This is a genomic window from Porphyrobacter sp. HT-58-2, from assembly GCF_002952215.1.
Classification (GTDB): domain Bacteria; phylum Pseudomonadota; class Alphaproteobacteria; order Sphingomonadales; family Sphingomonadaceae; genus Erythrobacter.
Genome location: NZ_CP022600.1, coordinates 2420285 through 2435901 on the forward strand (window position 1 = coordinate 2420285; position 15617 = coordinate 2435901).

Sequence of the window (15617 nt, forward strand, 5' to 3'; positions counted from 1 at the left end):
TCCTAAAGCAGAACGTAGGTGACAGCGGCGACCAGCCCAAGGAGCATGATCAGCGCATAGGTGTAGACGTAGCCCGACTGGATCGACTTGGCGGCAGTGGCGCTGCGGTCCACCACCCAGGCAATGCCGTTAGGGCCGAAGCGGTCGATGGTGCCAATATCGCCTAGCTTCCAGAAGGCGCGGCCCAGCACCAAGGCGGGCTTCACGAAGATCGCGTCGTAAAGCTCGTCGAAGTACCACTTGCGATAGACGAACTGGTGCAGCGCACCGAAGCTGCTCACGAACTTCGCCGGGATGTCAGGCTTGGCGATATAGGCGACGTAAGCGCCCACGAAGCCGATGATCATCACGATCAGCGCGGTGTACTTCACCCAGTACGGCACGGCGTGCATCGCGTGGATCAGCGCCTCGTTGTAAAAGATCGAGCCGCCCCAGAAGGCCGCGCTGTCGAGGAAGGCAGGCGCGAAAACCTGACCGGCAGCAATCGCGCCGATGGTCAGCACGCCCAGCGGGATTAGCATCGGCACCGGGCTCTCATGCGGATGATAGCCGCCGGTGGTGTCCTCGCCCGCCTCAGCCGGGGTCTTGTGGACCGAGTGCTGGATATGCTCGCTCTCGATCCAGCGGGGCTTGCCCCAGAAGGTCAGGAACATCAGGCGCCAGGAATAGAAGCTCGTCAACAGCGCCGCGCCCGCGCCCGCCCAGAAGGCGAACTGGCCCGCACCATTGCCGCGCGCAAAGGCGACTTCGAGGATCGCGTCCTTCGACCAGAAGCCCGCGAACCCTGCGCCGAGGTGATAGACCCCCAGCCCGGTGATCGCCAGCGTGCCCGCCAGCATCGCGTAGAAGGTGATCGGGATGTGCTTCCTGAGGCCGCCGTAATACCGCATGTCCTGTTCGTGGTGCATAGCGTGGATCACGCTCCCTGCGCCAAGGAACAGCAGCGCCTTGAAGAAGGCGTGGGTGAACAGGTGGAACATCGCCGCCCCGTAAGCGCCTACGCCAGCGGCAAAGAACATATAACCCAGCTGCGAGCAGGTCGAATAGGCGATCACCCGCTTGATGTCCCACTGGGTCGTCCCGATGGTGGCGGCAAAGAAGCAGGTCGACGCGCCGACGATGGTCACAATCATCAGTGCGGTCGGCGCGGTCTCGAACATCGGGGAAAGGCGGCACAGCATGAACACGCCCGCTGTCACCATGGTCGCCGCGTGGATCAGCGCCGAGACCGGGGTCGGGCCTTCCATTGCGTCCGGCAGCCAGGTGTGCAGGCCCAGCTGCGCCGACTTGCCCATCGCGCCGATGAACAGCAGGATGCACAGGATATCCATCGTGTAGAGGCGCATGCCGACGAAGGTGATCGTCGATCCGCTCATGGCAGGGGCAGCTGCGAGGATCGCCGAAATCTCGGTCGTCTGGAACACCAGATAGGTGCCGAAGATGCCGAGCATGAAGCCGAGGTCACCCACGCGGTTGACCACAAACGCCTTGATCGCCGCCGCGCCTGCCGAGGGCTTCTTGTACCAGAACCCGATCAGGAGGTACGAGGCAAGGCCCACCCCTTCCCACCCGAAGAACATCTGCACAAGGTTATCGGCGGTCACCAGCATCAGCATTGCGAAGGTGAACAGCGACAGGTAGGCGAAGAACCGCGGCTGATCCGGGTCTTCCTCCATGTACCCCCACGAATAGAGGTGCACGAGCGCCGAAACGCTGTTGATCACCACCAGCATGATCGCAGTGAGCGTATCGACCCGCAGGCTCCAGTCAAAGCTGAGCGTGCCGCTTTCGACCCACTTCAACACCTGCACCACCTCGGCGGTTTCAGTGCCGCCAAGGAAGCCGAGGAAGATCGGCCAGCTCAGGCCCGCCGAAAGCAGCAGCGCGCCGGTGGTGACGGACTTGGCGACGACATTGCCGAGCATGCGGTTGCCCAGCCCTGCGACCAGCGCGGCCAGCAATGGGCCGAAAACGATGATAAGGATCGGATGCACGAGAACCTTACCCCTTCATCCGGTTGATGTCGTCGACCGCAATCGAGCCATGGGTGCGGAAATAGATCACGAGAATCGCCAGGCCGATGGCCGCCTCCGCCGCCGCAACGGTCAGCACCAGCATCGCGAAGACCTGACCCACCAGATCCTGCATGAAGGCGCTGAAGGCGACGAGGTTGAGGTTCACCGCCAGCAGGATCAGCTCGACCGCCATCAGGATGACGATCACGTTCTTGCGGTTGAGGAAGATCCCCAGCACGCCCAGCACGAACAGGATCGCGCCCACGGTGAGGTAATGTTCGATGCCAATCACAGCTCGACCCCCTGGCCCACTTCCGGGCTCTTCATGACGGTTGCATCTTCCGGGCGGCGGCGGATCTGCTTGCCCACGTCCTGCCGCGCGCGCGCGCCGGGCTTGGGCGGCTGGAAGGTCAGCACGATCGCGCCGATCATGGCGACGAGCAGGATGATCCCGGCAATCTCGAACAGCAGGATGTAGCGGCCGTACAGCAGCGCGCCCAAGGCCTCGATGTTCGACGTGTCGGCAGCCTGCATCGCCGCGCCATCGGGCGTGCCGAGGGTGATACCGCCCGCATTGTAAGCGCCCACCGCCAGCAGCAGCTCCGCCAGCAGCACCGCCGCAATCGCTAGCCCCAACGGCGCATTGCGGCTGAAGCCTGCGCGCATTGCGGCGAAATCGATGTCGAGCATCATCACCACGAACAGGAACAGCACCGCGACCGCACCGACGTAGACGATCACCAGCAGCATCGCGATGAACTCCGCGCCCACCAGCACCATCAGGCCGGCGGCGTTGAAGAACGCCATGATCAGCCACAGCACCGAGTGCACCGGGTTCTTCGCCATGATCACCATCACGGCGGCGCCGACCACAATGGTCGCGAAGAAATAGAAGGCGATGGCCTGTATCATGATGATCCCCGTGTCCCGCGCCCCGCCCCGTATGAGGGAGCGCTGCGCAAAACCGTCCAGATTGATCCCATAGTCTCCATGCAAGAGCCGGTCGTCCGCCCGTCCCTTGCACGCATTGTGTTATGTTTGGCGCGCCCTAGCGATAGGGTGCGTCGGCTTCAAGGTTGGCCGCGATGGCCCGTTCCCATTTGTCACCATTCGCAAGCAGCTTGGCCTTGTCGTAAAGCAGCTCCTCGCGGGTTTCGGTCGAATATTCGAAGTTCGGCCCTTCCACGATGGCATCGACCGGGCAGGCTTCCTGGCAGAAGCCGCAGAAGATGCACTTCGTCATGTCGATGTCGTAGCGGGTGGTGCGGCGGCTGCCATCTTCACGCGGCTCGCTCTCGATGGTGATCGCCTGCGCGGGGCACACGGCCTCGCACAGCTTGCACGCGATGCAACGTTCCTCGCCGTTGGGATAGCGCCGCAGCGCGTGCTCACCCCGGAAGCGGGGCGAGAGCGGGGCTTTCTCGAAGGGGTAGTTGATCGTCACCTTGGGCTTGAAGAAATACTTCAGCGTCAAGGCATGCGCCTTGAGGAATTCCCAGAGGGTGAACGATTTGATGAGGTGGGAGACGGTGGTCATTGGACATTATCCGAATTAATCGGCTGGCAGAACATCTTGTATCGCGAGTTTACGCCGCTGCTATCGTGAACGATCAACGCTGACTTTGCGGGCTCGAACTCGACCCTATCCCCGCGAGCATTGGGCTGCTTGAGGACGCGGGCGTTGATGAAAGCATTGAAGCCGAGCTCCCCACGCGCCACGCCCATCACATTTGACGAAACGACATTGAGAGACCTCTGATCAGGATCATCCCCCGGAAAAGACGCAATAAAGGTCAGACTCGCGCCATCGAAGTTATGTTCTGAAGCAAGGCCTTCGACACCCGTTATGCCTTCCAAACGAATTTGCACCGGATTTACCGTGTCGTTCAGGCCTTTAATGGGCACCACGAAAAAGTTGAAGCGCAAGCCATGCCCTTCCTCGGCATCGGGGCCGCACGCATAGCCAACGAGCGGAGCAGCAGGTGTTCCTGCAGCCTGAAGTGCCAAAGCAACAAGGGCAGACAAGGCCATCATCCGAAATGCCCCGTCGCCATCAGGTAGCCGCTGGTCGCCGCGACAAACAGCAGGCTCATCGGCAGGAACACCTTCCACCCGAGGCGCATCAGCTGGTCGTAGCGGTAACGCGGCACGGTCGCCCAGATCCAGCTGAACATGAAGAAGAACACGAAGGTCTTGAGCAGGAACCAGATGATCCCCGGCACCATGTAAAGCACCGGAATGTCGAGCGGCGGCAGCCACCCGCCCCAGAACAGCAGCGTGTTCAGCGAGCACATCAGCAGGATGTTGGCATACTCGCCGAGCCAGAACAGCGCGAAGCTCATCGAGGAATATTCGGTCTGATAGCCCGCGACGAGCTCGCTCTCCGCCTCGGTCAGGTCAAACGGCGCGCGCGCGGTTTCCGCGAGGGCCGAGATGAAGAACACCACCCACATCGGGAACAGCAGCGGGTGCACCGCATAGGCGTTGATCAGCCCGAGCCCGAAGCCCTGCTGCGCGTTCACGATCCCGCTGAGGTTGAACGTGCCCGCGAACAGCACCACGCACACCAGCACGAAGCCAATCGAGACCTCGTAGGAGATCATCTGCGCCGAGGCGCGCATCGCCGAGAAGAACGGGTATTTGGAGTTCGACGCCCACCCGCTCATCACCACGCCGTAAACCCCCATCGAGGAGATCGCGAGGATGTAGAGCAGGCCCACGTTGATGTCGGCCAGCACCATGCCCGCATCGAACGGGATCACCGCCCAGGCCGCCAGCGCGACGGTGAAGGTAATGATCGGCGCGAGCAGGAAGATGCCCTTGTTCGCGGCCGACGGGATGATGGTTTCCTGAAGGAAAACCTTGAGCCCGTCCGCGAAGCTCTGCAGCAGCCCGAACGGCCCGACCACATTCGGCCCCCGCCGCATCATGATCGCGCCCAGCACCTTGCGGTCGACATAGATCACCATGGCGACGGAGAACATCACGAGCAGCGAGATCACGATGATCCCGGTCAGCGTGGCGACCGTCCAGGCCCATTCGTAGCTGAGGCCGAGCGATTGGAAGAAGGCAGTCATCAGTCGCAGCCTCCGTCGGCGCCGCCACCAGAGCAATCATCAAACCCCGAAGCGCCGTAGCTACCACCCGCAGCCGCACCGCTCCCCGCATCGGGACCCGATGCCTTGGAATTTCTCATATACTTCGGCGCAAACGTTGCCGCGGCCCAAAGAACCGCAAGAAAAGCAAGCGCCCCACCCAAAGTGACAAGGACGTTCATTCCGCAGCCTCCTTCACGTCCGCGCCGTGGAGCAGCTCATCCGAGCAGCGCTGCATCACCTCGCTCGCGCGGGCGATGGGGTTGGTGAGGTAGAAGTCCTTGATCGGGTAGCCCGCAAGCTCGCCCTCGAACTTGGCGCCGCTGTCCGCCTTGGGCAGCGCACCGTATTCCGCGAGGCCTTCGTCTCCCAGCGCAGGAACGGCGGCGATCATCTTGGCCTGAAGCTGATCGAAGCTGTCGAAGCCCACGGTCACGCCCAGCGCATCAGCCAGCGCACGCAGGATCGTCCAATCCTCACGCGCGTCACCGCCGGGGCGAAGACCGCCTTCTCGGCGAACTGCACGCGGCCCTCGGTGTTGACGTAAGTCCCGTCCTTCTCGGCATAGGATGCGCCGGGGAGGATGATGTCGGCGTGATGCGCGCCCTTGTCGCCGTGGTGGCCAATATAGACCTTGAGGCTCTTGGCGTAGGGCGCATAGTCCATCTCGTCCGCGCCGAGGCTCAGCAGCACCTTGGGCGCGGCGGTGGCGATATCACTCATCCCGCCCGGAAGCGTGAAGCCGAGCATCAGCGAGGCCATGCGCGCCGCCGAGATGTGCAAGACGTTGAAACCGTTCCAGCCATCCTTCACCAGCCCGAACTTGTCCACCAGCTTGAGCGCCGCCGGAAGCGCGCCCTTGGCGAGCGCCGCCGCACCGACGATCACCGCCGGACGCTGGGCCGACTTCATGACGTCACCCAATTCCTTGGGCACGCGGTTGAGGATCTTCAGATCGGAGCCGAGGAAGGTCGCCGGATAGGTCGGGTCCCATTCGGGGCCGATGATGTAGACCTTGGCCCCCGCCTTCACCGCCTTGCGCAGGCGGACGTTGAGCAGCGCGGCCTCCCATCGGACATTGCTGCCGACGATCAGGATAGCGTCGGCCGACTCGATGCCGGCGAAGGTGCTGTTGAAATTCACCGCCGCAAGGTTCGACACGTCATAGGTCATGCCAGTCTGGCGCGCTTCGGTGAGGTTCGACCCGCAGGCGTTGACCAACGCCTTGGCGGCGAACATCGTCTCGGCATCGAGCAGATCACCCGCGACCGCCGCAATGCTGGCCTTGTCGCCTTCAAGAGCGGAGGCGATCATGCCGAAAGCCTCGGCCCAATCGGAAGGCTGCAACCGGCCATCGCGGCGCACCCAAACGCGGTCGAGGCGGCGCTTGGTGAGGCCGTCGACCTGATAGCGGCCCTTGTCGCTCAGCCACTCCTCGTTGACGTCGTCATTGACGCGCGGCAGCGCGCGCATCACTTCGCGGCCCTTGGAATGGAGCGTGATGTTGGCGCCCACCGCGTCCGAGACGTCGATGCTCAGCGTCTTCTTCAGCTCCCACGGGCGCGCCTCGAAAGCATAGGGCCGCGAGGTCAACGCGCCGACCGGGCACAGGTCGATCACATTCGCCGACAATTCATGCGCCGCCGCCTGTTCCAGATAGGTGGTGATCTGCATATCCTCGCCGCGATACAGCGCGCCGATTTCGTCCACGCCGGCGATCTCCTCGGAGAACCGCACGCAGCGGGTGCAGTGGATGCAGCGGGTCATGATCGTCTTGATCAGCGGGCCCATGTACTTCTCGGTCACCGCGCGCTTGTTCTCGTGATAGCGCGAGCCGCCGCGGCCATAGGCGACCGCCTGATCCTGAAGATCGCACTCGCCGCCCTGATCGCAGATCGGGCAATCGAGCGGGTGGTTGATGAGCAGGAACTCCATCACCCCCTCGCGGGCCTTCTTGACCATCGGGCTATCGGTGCGGATTTCCTGGCCTTCGCTGGCGGGCAGCGCGCAGGAAGCCTGCGGCTTCGGCGGCCCGGGCTTCACCTCGACAAGGCACATGCGGCAATTGCCCGCAATGCTGAGGCGTTCGTGATAGCAGAAACGCGGGATTTCCTTCCCCGCCAGCTCGCACGCCTGAAGCACAGTCGCGCCCGCGGGGACCTCGATTTCCTGACCGTCTACGGTGACCTTCGGCATTACTCGGCTGCCTCTTGGAATTGCGCGTTATGTTCGTTGATCCGCCGCTCAAGCTCGGGGCGGAAGTGGCGGATGAGGCCTTGGATCGGCCATGCCGCCGCATCGCCGAGCGCGCAGATGGTGTGGCCTTCGACCTGCTTGGTGACTTCCTGCAGCATGTCGATTTCCTCGATGGCTGCGTCCCCGGTGCGCAGGCGCTCCATCATGCGCCACATCCAGCCCGTGCCTTCGCGGCAGGGGGTGCACTGGCCGCAGCTTTCGTGCTTGTAGAAATAGCTGAGGCGGCTGATCGCGCGGACGATGTCGGTCGACTTGTCCATGACGATGACCGCCGCGGTGCCGAGGCCCGAGCCCAGTTCCTTGAGCCCGTCGAAATCCATCGGCGCGTTGCGGATCTGCGCGGCAGGCACCAGCGGGACCGAGGAACCGCCCGGGATCACCGCCAGCAGATTATCCCACCCGCCGCGAATGCCGCCGCAATGCTTCTCGATCAGCTCCTCGAACGGGATGCTCATCGATTCCTCGACGACGCAGGGCTTGTTCACATGACCCGAGATCTGGAACAGCTTGGTGCCCTTGTTATTCTCGCGCCCGAAGCTGCTGAACCACGAGGCCCCGCGCCGCAGGATCGTCGGCGCGACCGCAATGCTCTCGACGTTGTTGACCGTGGTCGGGCAGCCATAGAGCCCCGCACCCGCCGGGAACGGGGGCTTGAGGCGCGGCTGGCCCTTCTTGCCTTCGAGGCTCTCGATCATCGCGGTTTCTTCGCCGCAGATGTAAGCGCCCGCGCCGCGATGCATGAAAACATCGAAATCATAGCCCGACTTGCAGGCGTTCTTGCCGATGAAACCGGCCGCATAGGCCTCGTCGATCGCCTTCTGGAGCGTCTCGGCCTCGCGGATATATTCGCCGCGAATGTAGATATAGGCCGCCCGCGCACGCATCGCGAAACCGGCGACCAGCGCGCCTTCGACTAGCTTGTGCGGATCATGGCGGATGATCTCGCGGTCCTTGCAGCTGCCGGGCTCGGATTCGTCGGCGTTGATGACGAGGAAGCTCGGGCGACCGTCGCGCGATTCCTTGGGCATGAACGACCACTTCAGCCCTGTGGGGAAGCCCGCCCCGCCCCGCCCGCGCAGGCCGCTGGACTTGATTTCCTCGATGATCGCATCCTGCCCGCGTGCGAGCAGCGCCTTGGTGTTGTCCCAATCCCCGCGCGCCTGCGCGGCCTTGAGGCTCCAGTCCTGGAACCCGTAGAGGTTGGTGAAGATGCGGTCCTTGTCAGCCAGCATCACTGCATTCCCTTGTTCTTTGCACGCTTGATGCGCACCAGCGAAATCACCTGAAACACGAGGCCAAGGCCCATCACGATCACACCCATCTCGTAAGGCCCGGTCATGGTCAGCACCGCGCCCAGCGCAAAGCCGGTGAGGCCGAGGATCGCAAACAGGAGCGTCAGCGGGTTCATCCGATCGCTCCCTGCTGCCACAACCCGGCCAGCACCGCGATGATGAGCAGGATCACGCCGACGCGGATCAGGCCCATAAGCAGCTTGTAGGCGATGAAGCCCAGCAGCAGCGCGCCGAGGAGGGTGACGACTTCGGTCACTTACCAATCACCCCGGTAGTCGTGGTTCTCGGTGACCATCTCCTTGAGCGTGGTCGGCCCGCCCGCAGGCTCGGAGGTGTGACGGCCGGGCTCCTGCGTCCCGGTCTTCGGCTGCTGGCCGGCGGCCAGCGCATCAAGCACCGCGTCGAGGCGCTCCGGCGTCAGATCCTCGTAGTTGTCGTCGTTGATCTGGACCATCGGCGCGGTGGCGCAATTGCCCATGCATTCGACTTCGGTGAGGGTCCAGAGACCATCGGCCGAGACCCCACCCTTCACCATCCCGCGCTTCTTGCAAGCGGTCATGATGTCGTCGGAGCCGCGCAGCATGCAGGGCGTGGTGCCGCACACCTGCACGTGGAATTTGCCGACGGGCTTCAGGTTATACATGAAGTAGAAGCTGGCGACTTCGAGCACGCGGATCACCGGCATGTCGAGATAGGCCGCGACATACTCGATCACCGGCAGCGGCAGCCACCCCTGCGTATCGGTCTCCGCGCCGACCTGCCGCTGGGCGAGATCGAGCAGCGGCATCACCGCCGAGCGCTGACGCCCCTCGGGATACTTCGCGATGTGCCAGTCGGCGGTTTTCTTGTTCTCCGGCGTCCACGCGAAGCCGCCCCAGCGGGCGCGCAGTTCGGGGGTATCGGGAGCGGGGGTACGGTCAGCCATTGGGGATTTCCATGTTCTTGCGCTCGGCCCGGCGCGCTTCGATCCGGGGATAGGCAAAGCCCCACCACAGCACATTCCACAGCACAACGGGCACGAAACCCAGCCATTCGGACAGCGGCAATTCGACCGGCAGTTTGATGAACCCGGCATAATCGGCACAGGTCGCCGCGAACCACGCCGCGCTCAAGACCGAAATCACGGTCTTCCAGCGCGTCGAGAACGCATCGGCCCGGTCGATCAGGTCGTCGATCACCGGTCACACTCCCCGAAAACCACGTCGATCGCGCCGAGAATGGCGGTCGCGTCGGGCAGCATGTGGCCCTTGGACATGAAGTCCATGGCTTGCAGGTGCGAGAAGGCCGTGGGGCGGATCTTGCAGCGGTAGGGCTTGTTGGTGCCGTCGCTGACGAGATAGACGCCGAATTCGCCCTTGGGGCTTTCGGTCGCCACGTAAACCTCGCCCGCAGGCACGTGGAAGCCTTCGGTGTAGAGCTTGAAGTGGTGGATCAGGCTCTCCATCGACTGCTTCATCTCGCCGCGCTTCGGCGGAGAGACCTTGCCGTCCGTGCTGGCGATCGGCCCGGTCGGCATATCGCGCAGGCACTGGCGGATGATCTTGGCGCTCTCGTAAACTTCCTTCACGCGCACCATGAACCGGTCATAGCAGTCCGAGTTGGTGCCGACCGGAATGTCGAATTCCATGCGGTCATAGACGTCGTAGGGCTGCGACTTGCGCAGGTCCCACGGAATGCCCGCGGCGCGGATCATCGGGCCGGAGAAACCCCATGCAATCGCGTCTTCGCGGCTGACAACGGCGATATCGACATTGCGCTGCTTGAAGATGCGGTTGTCCATGACGAGGCTCATCGCGTCCTCGAACAGCTGGAAGAAACGGTTGTCGAGCCAGTCGCCGATATCGACCAGCAGCTTTTCCGGCACGTCCTGATGCACGCCGCCCGGGCGGAAGTAAGCGCTGTGCATCCGCGCACCCGAAGCCCGCTCGAAGAAGTTGAGGCAGTCCTCGCGCAGGTCCATGATCCACAGGTTCGGCGTGAACGCGCCGACATCAAGGATGTGCGCGCCCATGTTGAGCATGTGGTTGCAGATGCGGGTCAGCTCGGCGAACAGCACGCGCAGATATTGCGCGCGCAGCGGAACTTCGAGGTTCAGCAGCTTCTCGATGGCGAGCACATAGGAATGCTCCATCGCCAGCGGGGAGCAGTAATCAAGCCGGTCGAAATAAGGGAGCGCCTGAAGGTACGTCTTGTGTTCGATCAGCTTTTCGGTGCCGCGGTGGAGCAGGCCGACATGCGGATCGATCCGCTCGATCACCTCGCCGTCCAGCTCCATCACCATGCGCAACACGCCATGCGCGGCCGGGTGCTGGGGGCCGAAGTTGATGGTGTAGTTGGTGATGACCTCGCCTTCGGTGGTGGGCGATTGTTCGAGTTGCATGCTCATTTCTTGGCCTCCCCTTCAGGCTTGGGAGGGGCTTTCTCGTCACCCGGAAGCACGTAATCGGCGCCTTCCCAGGGGCTGAGGAAATCGAAGGTCCGCATTTCCTGCGCCAGTTCGACGGGCTCATAGACCACGCGCTTTTCCTCCTCGGAATAGCGCAGCTCGGTGTAGCCCGTCATCGGGAAGTCCTTGCGGAACGGGTGGCCTTCGAAGCCGTAATCGGTGAGGATGCGGCGCAGGTCGGGGTTCCCGGCGAAGGTAACGCCATACATGTCGAACACCTCGCGTTCGAGCCACCCGGCGTTGGGCCACAGCGTGGTGACAGTAGGCACGGGAGTGTCCTCGGAGGCCGAGCACTTTACCATCACGCGGTGGTTCTTCGTCAGGCTCTGGAGCATGTAGACGACTTCGAACCGCTCGGTGCGGCTCGGATAGTCGGCCCCGGCGATCTCCATCAGCTGCTGGTACTGGTGATCATCGCGCAGGATCTGGAGCACCCTCGCGATTGCATCGCGCTCAACCCGGAAGATGATCTCGCCGTGGGCTTCGGTAGCCTCAATCAGCCAGACAGAAATCGTCTCGCTGATGGCGTCGATCACGCCCTCGTTGGAAGCGAACTTCGGGGCGGAATGCAGAACGGCCATGTCTCTCGCCCTTACCTCTCGATCGTGCCGACGCGGCGGATCTTGCGCTGCAACTGCATCACGCCATAGAGCAGCGCCTCGGCGGTCGGCGGGCAGCCGGGCACGTAGATGTCGACCGGCACGATGCGGTCGCAGCCGCGCACCACCGAGTAACTGTAGTGGTAATAGCCGCCGCCATTGGCGCAGCTGCCCATGCTGATCACATATTTGGGATCAGACATCTGATCGTAGACCTTGCGCAGCGCCGGAGCCATCTTGTTGCACAGCGTGCCGGCGACGATCATCACGTCCGACTGGCGCGGGGAGGCGCGCGGCGCGGCGCCGAAGCGCTCCATGTCGTAGCGCGGCATATTCACGTGGATCATCTCGACCGCGCAGCACGCAAGGCCGAAGGTCATCCACCACAACGAGCCCGTACGCGCCCACTGGAACAGCTCTTCGGTCGAGGTGACGAGGAAACCCTTGTCGGTGACCTCGGTCTGGAGCGCCTTGAAGAAATCCGCATCGGGCGCCCGCACCTGACCGCCCTGAGCGGTGGCAAGTTGCGAGACGTCAGGCAGCCCTTGGGGAGGAGTAACAATGGTGTTCATTCCCAGTCCAACGCCCCTTTCTTCCATTCATAGGCAAGCCCGACCGCGAGGATGAACAGGAACACCATCATGCCCCCCCATCCGATCCATCCCGTCTGACCCAGGCTCACCGCCCACGGAAAGAGGAAAGCGGCTTCAAGATCGAACACGATGAAGCTGATCGCCACGAGGTAGAAGCGCACGTCGAACTGACTGCGCGCGTCCTCGAAGGCGGGAAAGCCGCATTCATACTCGCTGAGCTTCTCGGCATCGGGATTGTGCACGCCGGTCAGGCGCGACACCGCCATCGGCGCGATCACGAACAGGATCGACAGACCGAAGGCAACGAGAACAAATAACAGTATCGGCAGATACTGGCTGAGATCGACCACGACGATGTCCAAGCTATTAATCCCGTGGGTCGCCCTAAGCCTGTCAGACGCGCGGTGCAAGTCTGAGACTCGGGGAAAACACCGTATGGATGTTGCAGGAAATCGAACAAAGGTTGCGAGGGAGCGTCCTTCCCCGCCCCGCAGCTTACTTCATCATTCGCGCCGCCGCTGCCTCAGTCGCCTTGCCATAGGGAGGCTTCAACCCACCCAGCTTGGCAATGTCGATCTTCGGCTGGTGATAGACCGCGCGGGCGTGGCTGAATTCGCGGAAGCCCTCGATGGCGTGATAGCTCCCCATCCCCGAGGGGCCGACCCCGCCAAACGGCAGATCCTCCATCGAGACATGGAACACCACATCATTGGTGGTCACCCCGCCCGAGATCGTGCGGGTCAGCACCCGCTCCTGCTCGGCGCGGTCTTCACCGAAGTAATAGAGGCCAAGCGGGCGGTCGTGATCATTAATGTAATCCACCGCCTGATCGACCGACTTGTAGGTCATCACCGGCAGGACGGGGCCGAAGATTTCCTCCTGCATCACCGTCATGTCGTCATTCACCCCGCGCAGCACCGTGAGCGGCATCTTGCGCTGGTTGGCATTGGCGAAGTCTTCCCCGCCCGGATTGACCTCGATCACTTCCGCGCCCTTGGCCTTCGCGTCGGCGACAAGCCCCTGCAACCGCTCGAAATGGCGGTCGGAGACGATCGAGGCGTAGTCGTCATTGTCGAGCACGCGCGGATACATGGCGGCAGCCGCCCCGGTAACGCCCGCCACGGCTTCATCGGCCTTGTCCTCGGGCACCATCAGATAATCAGGCGCGAGGCAGATCTGGCCCGCATTCATCATCTTGCCGATGGCGATGCGCTCCCCCGCCTTGGCGAAATCGGCGCTTCGGCCCATCACGACGGGCGACTTGCCGCCCAGTTCGAGCGTCACCGGTACCAGATTGGCCGCCGCCGCCTGCATCACCCGGCGGCCGGTCGCGGTCGAGCCGGTAAAGACCAAGTGATCGAACGGCAGCGAGGAAAACGCCGCCGCCACTTCCGGCCCGCCGGTGATCACCGCGACTTCCTCAGGCGCGAAATACTTTGCGGTCAGTTCGGCCATCAACTCGCTGGTGCGTTCAGTGAATTCGGACGGCTTGATCATCGCCCGGTTGCCCGCCGCCAGCACCTGCATCAGCGGCCCGAAGGCGAGCTGCACCGGGAAATTCCACGGGCTGAGGATGCCGATCACGCCCTTGGGTTCATAACGCAGTTCCGCCCGTGCGCCGAGCAGGCCCAGAGGAAACTGAACTTTCCGCTTTTCGGTCTTGGCCCAGGCATCCATGTGCTTGAGCGCATGACTGCCCGCGCCCACCGTTGCGGCAATGTCTGTCAGCATCGACTGGTGCATCGAACGGCTGCCGAAATCGGCGCTCATCGCCTTGGCGAAAGCCTTGCCATTATCCTTCACCAGTGCCATCGCGCGGCGAATGCGATCCTTGCGCTCGCTCATCGGTTCGGGGCGCGAGGCGGTGAAGGCGGCGCGCTGACGCGCCAGCAGGGCTTCTTGTTCGTCGCGGCGGTCGTCAGCCATGTCATTCTCCCATAGACATTGGCGCATCTTCGAGATGCGTTTTGATTTGCGACGCGTTGTTGCGCAAAGGCGACTGACTGACAAGCGTCTTGCCAGAGCGAAGGTACAATTGCCTTTGCCGCAGCGCAGCATTAGAGCCTGCGCCACACACACCTTCCTGACCTGAGGACGACCGCATATGACCCAGCTCTCCCCCGCCGATCCGATCGTGATCCTTTCCTATGCCCGCACCCCGATGGGGGCGATGCAGGGCGCGCTGGCGGATGTTTCGGCAACTGATCTGGGCGCGGTAGCCGTGAAGGCTGCGGTGGAGCGCGCCGGGGTCGCGGGCGAGGATATCGACCGCGCCTATATCGGTTGTGTGCTTCCGGCCGGGCTCGGGCAGGCGCCTGCGCGTCAGGCCGCGATCAAGGCCGGCCTCCCCCTCAGTGTCGAAGCGACCACGGTCAACAAGGTGTGCGGCTCAGGCATGCAGACCGTGATCATGGGTACCGAGGCGCTGGCCAGCGGCACCGTCGATGTGGTCGTGGCTGGCGGGATGGAGAGCATGACCAATGCGCCCTACCTGCTCAAGAAGCACCGTTCAGGCGCGCGCCTCGGGCATGACACCGCCTATGACCACATGTTCCTCGACGGGCTTGAGGATGCCTACGAGCCGGGCCGGGCGATGGGCACTTTCGCGCAGGACACCGCCAATGCCTACCAGATGACCCGCGAGGAAATGGACGCCTATGCCATCGAATCGCTCGCCCGCGCCAATGCCGCCATCGCCAGCGGGGCCTTCAATGATGAAGTCGTGCCGGTGACGGTCAGCACCCGTGCAGGCGATGTGGTGGTCGAACATGACGAAGCACCCTCAAAAGGCCGCCCCGACAAGATCCCGCAGCTGAAGCCCGCCTTTGCCAAGGACGGGACGATCACGGCGGCAACCTCCAGCTCGATCTCGGACGGCGCTGCTGCACTGGTGCTGACCCGCGCGAGCGTGGCCGAGGGCAAGGGGCTGACGCCGGTTGCCCGCGTGGTCGCTACGGCTGCCCATGCGCAGGCTCCCGCGCAGTTCACCACCGCGCCGATCCCGGCGATCCAGAAGGTGCTGGCGCGCGCCGGATGGGGCGTGGATGATGTCGATCTGTTTGAAGTGAACGAGGCTTTCGCCTGCGTCGCCATGTTCGCGATGCGCGATCTGGGTATCGGCCACGACAAGATCAACGTCAACGGCGGCGGTACGGCGCTCGGTCACCCAATCGGGGCGAGCGGCACGCGGATCATCGTGACTTTGCTGAACGCGCTCAAGACGCAGGGCAAGAAGCGCGGCGTTGCCTCACTGTGCATCGGCGGTGGGGAAGCCACCGCTGTCGCCGTCGAATTGATCTGATTAACCAGCGCCGGGCGGCG

General features: G+C 63.3%; 16 protein-coding genes and 2 pseudogenes. 1 reads left to right on the top strand and 17 read right to left on the bottom strand.

What is annotated here, in order from left to right; genetic code table 11:
* Window positions 1–2 precede the first annotated feature (2 nt).
* From nuoL to CHX26_RS11470, 17 genes and pseudogenes are all read right to left on the bottom strand, one after another.
* On the bottom strand, window positions 3–1994 hold the full coding sequence (gene nuoL / locus CHX26_RS11400) for an NADH-quinone oxidoreductase subunit L (protein ID WP_104942465.1): 1992 nt from the start codon (window positions 1992–1994) through the stop codon (window positions 3–5).
* A 7-nt stretch (window positions 1995–2001) separates the two neighbouring features.
* Window positions 2002–2307, bottom strand: coding sequence for an NADH-quinone oxidoreductase subunit NuoK (nuoK, locus tag CHX26_RS11405; protein ID WP_104942466.1), 306 nt, complete (start codon window positions 2305–2307; stop codon window positions 2002–2004).
* Window positions 2304–2927 carry an NADH-quinone oxidoreductase subunit J gene (locus CHX26_RS11410; protein ID WP_104943403.1) on the bottom strand — a complete coding sequence of 208 codons (624 nt, stop codon included), beginning with the start codon at window positions 2925–2927 and terminating at the stop codon, window positions 2304–2306. Before CHX26_RS11410 ends, nuoK begins: the two co-directional genes overlap by 4 nt.
* Window positions 2928–3063: 136 nt before the next feature.
* Entirely contained in the window at window positions 3064–3552 is a 489-nt protein-coding gene (gene nuoI / locus CHX26_RS11415) for an NADH-quinone oxidoreductase subunit NuoI (protein WP_086735106.1), read from the bottom strand.
* Window positions 3549–4049 (bottom strand): hypothetical protein, encoded by a 501-nt coding sequence (locus CHX26_RS11420; RefSeq protein WP_104942467.1) that lies wholly within the window; start codon window positions 4047–4049, stop codon window positions 3549–3551. Before CHX26_RS11420 ends, nuoI begins: the two co-directional genes overlap by 4 nt.
* Window positions 4046–5092, bottom strand: coding sequence for an NADH-quinone oxidoreductase subunit NuoH (gene nuoH, locus CHX26_RS11425; RefSeq protein ID WP_104942468.1), 1047 nt, complete (start codon window positions 5090–5092; stop codon window positions 4046–4048). Before nuoH ends, CHX26_RS11420 begins: the two co-directional genes overlap by 4 nt.
* 196 nt (window positions 5093–5288) lie before the next feature.
* Window positions 5289–7306 (bottom strand): annotated as a pseudogene (nuoG, locus tag CHX26_RS11430) (NADH-quinone oxidoreductase subunit NuoG).
* Window positions 7306–8598 carry an NADH-quinone oxidoreductase subunit NuoF gene (gene nuoF, locus CHX26_RS11435; protein WP_104942469.1) on the bottom strand — a complete coding sequence of 431 codons (1293 nt, stop codon included), beginning with the start codon at window positions 8596–8598 and terminating at the stop codon, window positions 7306–7308. Before nuoF ends, nuoG begins: the two are co-directional and overlap by 1 nt.
* Window positions 8598–8774 (bottom strand): hypothetical protein, encoded by a 177-nt coding sequence (locus CHX26_RS15905; protein WP_172449810.1) that lies wholly within the window; start codon window positions 8772–8774, stop codon window positions 8598–8600. Before CHX26_RS15905 ends, nuoF begins: the two co-directional genes overlap by 1 nt.
* The gene (locus CHX26_RS15910) at window positions 8771–8914 is read right to left on the bottom strand and encodes a hypothetical protein (RefSeq protein WP_172449812.1); all 144 of its coding nucleotides are present in this window, start codon (window positions 8912–8914) and stop codon (window positions 8771–8773) included. The genes CHX26_RS15905 and CHX26_RS15910 overlap by 4 nt, the downstream gene beginning before the upstream one ends.
* The gene (gene nuoE / locus CHX26_RS11440) at window positions 8915–9583 is read right to left on the bottom strand and encodes an NADH-quinone oxidoreductase subunit NuoE (protein ID WP_104942470.1); all 669 of its coding nucleotides are present in this window, start codon (window positions 9581–9583) and stop codon (window positions 8915–8917) included.
* A complete protein-coding gene (locus CHX26_RS11445) occupies window positions 9576–9836 on the bottom strand; it encodes a hypothetical protein (protein ID WP_104942471.1) in 261 nt (86 codons plus the stop codon). Before CHX26_RS11445 ends, nuoE begins: the two co-directional genes overlap by 8 nt.
* Complete coding sequence (locus tag CHX26_RS11450; protein WP_104942472.1) at window positions 9833–11044, bottom strand: NADH-quinone oxidoreductase subunit D; 1212 nt, start codon at window positions 11042–11044, stop codon at window positions 9833–9835. Before CHX26_RS11450 ends, CHX26_RS11445 begins: the two co-directional genes overlap by 4 nt.
* Before the next feature lie 17 nt (window positions 11045–11061).
* Window positions 11062–11685, bottom strand: a pseudogene (locus tag CHX26_RS11455) (NADH-quinone oxidoreductase subunit C); the annotation flags it as partial.
* Window positions 11686–11696: 11 nt separating this feature from the next.
* Window positions 11697–12275: a NuoB/complex I 20 kDa subunit family protein gene (locus tag CHX26_RS11460; RefSeq protein WP_172449814.1), complete on the bottom strand. Its 579-nt coding sequence runs from the start codon at window positions 12273–12275 to the stop codon at window positions 11697–11699.
* The gene (locus tag CHX26_RS11465) at window positions 12272–12646 is read right to left on the bottom strand and encodes an NADH-quinone oxidoreductase subunit A (protein ID WP_104943404.1); all 375 of its coding nucleotides are present in this window, start codon (window positions 12644–12646) and stop codon (window positions 12272–12274) included. The genes CHX26_RS11460 and CHX26_RS11465 overlap by 4 nt, the downstream gene beginning before the upstream one ends.
* A 145-nt stretch (window positions 12647–12791) precedes the next feature.
* A complete protein-coding gene (locus CHX26_RS11470) occupies window positions 12792–14222 on the bottom strand; it encodes a coniferyl aldehyde dehydrogenase (protein WP_104942475.1) in 1431 nt (476 codons plus the stop codon).
* Between the two features lie 178 nt (window positions 14223–14400).
* On the opposite strand from CHX26_RS11470, the gene CHX26_RS11475 reads away from it, so the two are divergent.
* Window positions 14401–15597, top strand: coding sequence for an acetyl-CoA C-acyltransferase (locus tag CHX26_RS11475; RefSeq protein WP_104942476.1), 1197 nt, complete (start codon window positions 14401–14403; stop codon window positions 15595–15597).
* Window positions 15598–15617: the final 20 nt, after the last annotated feature.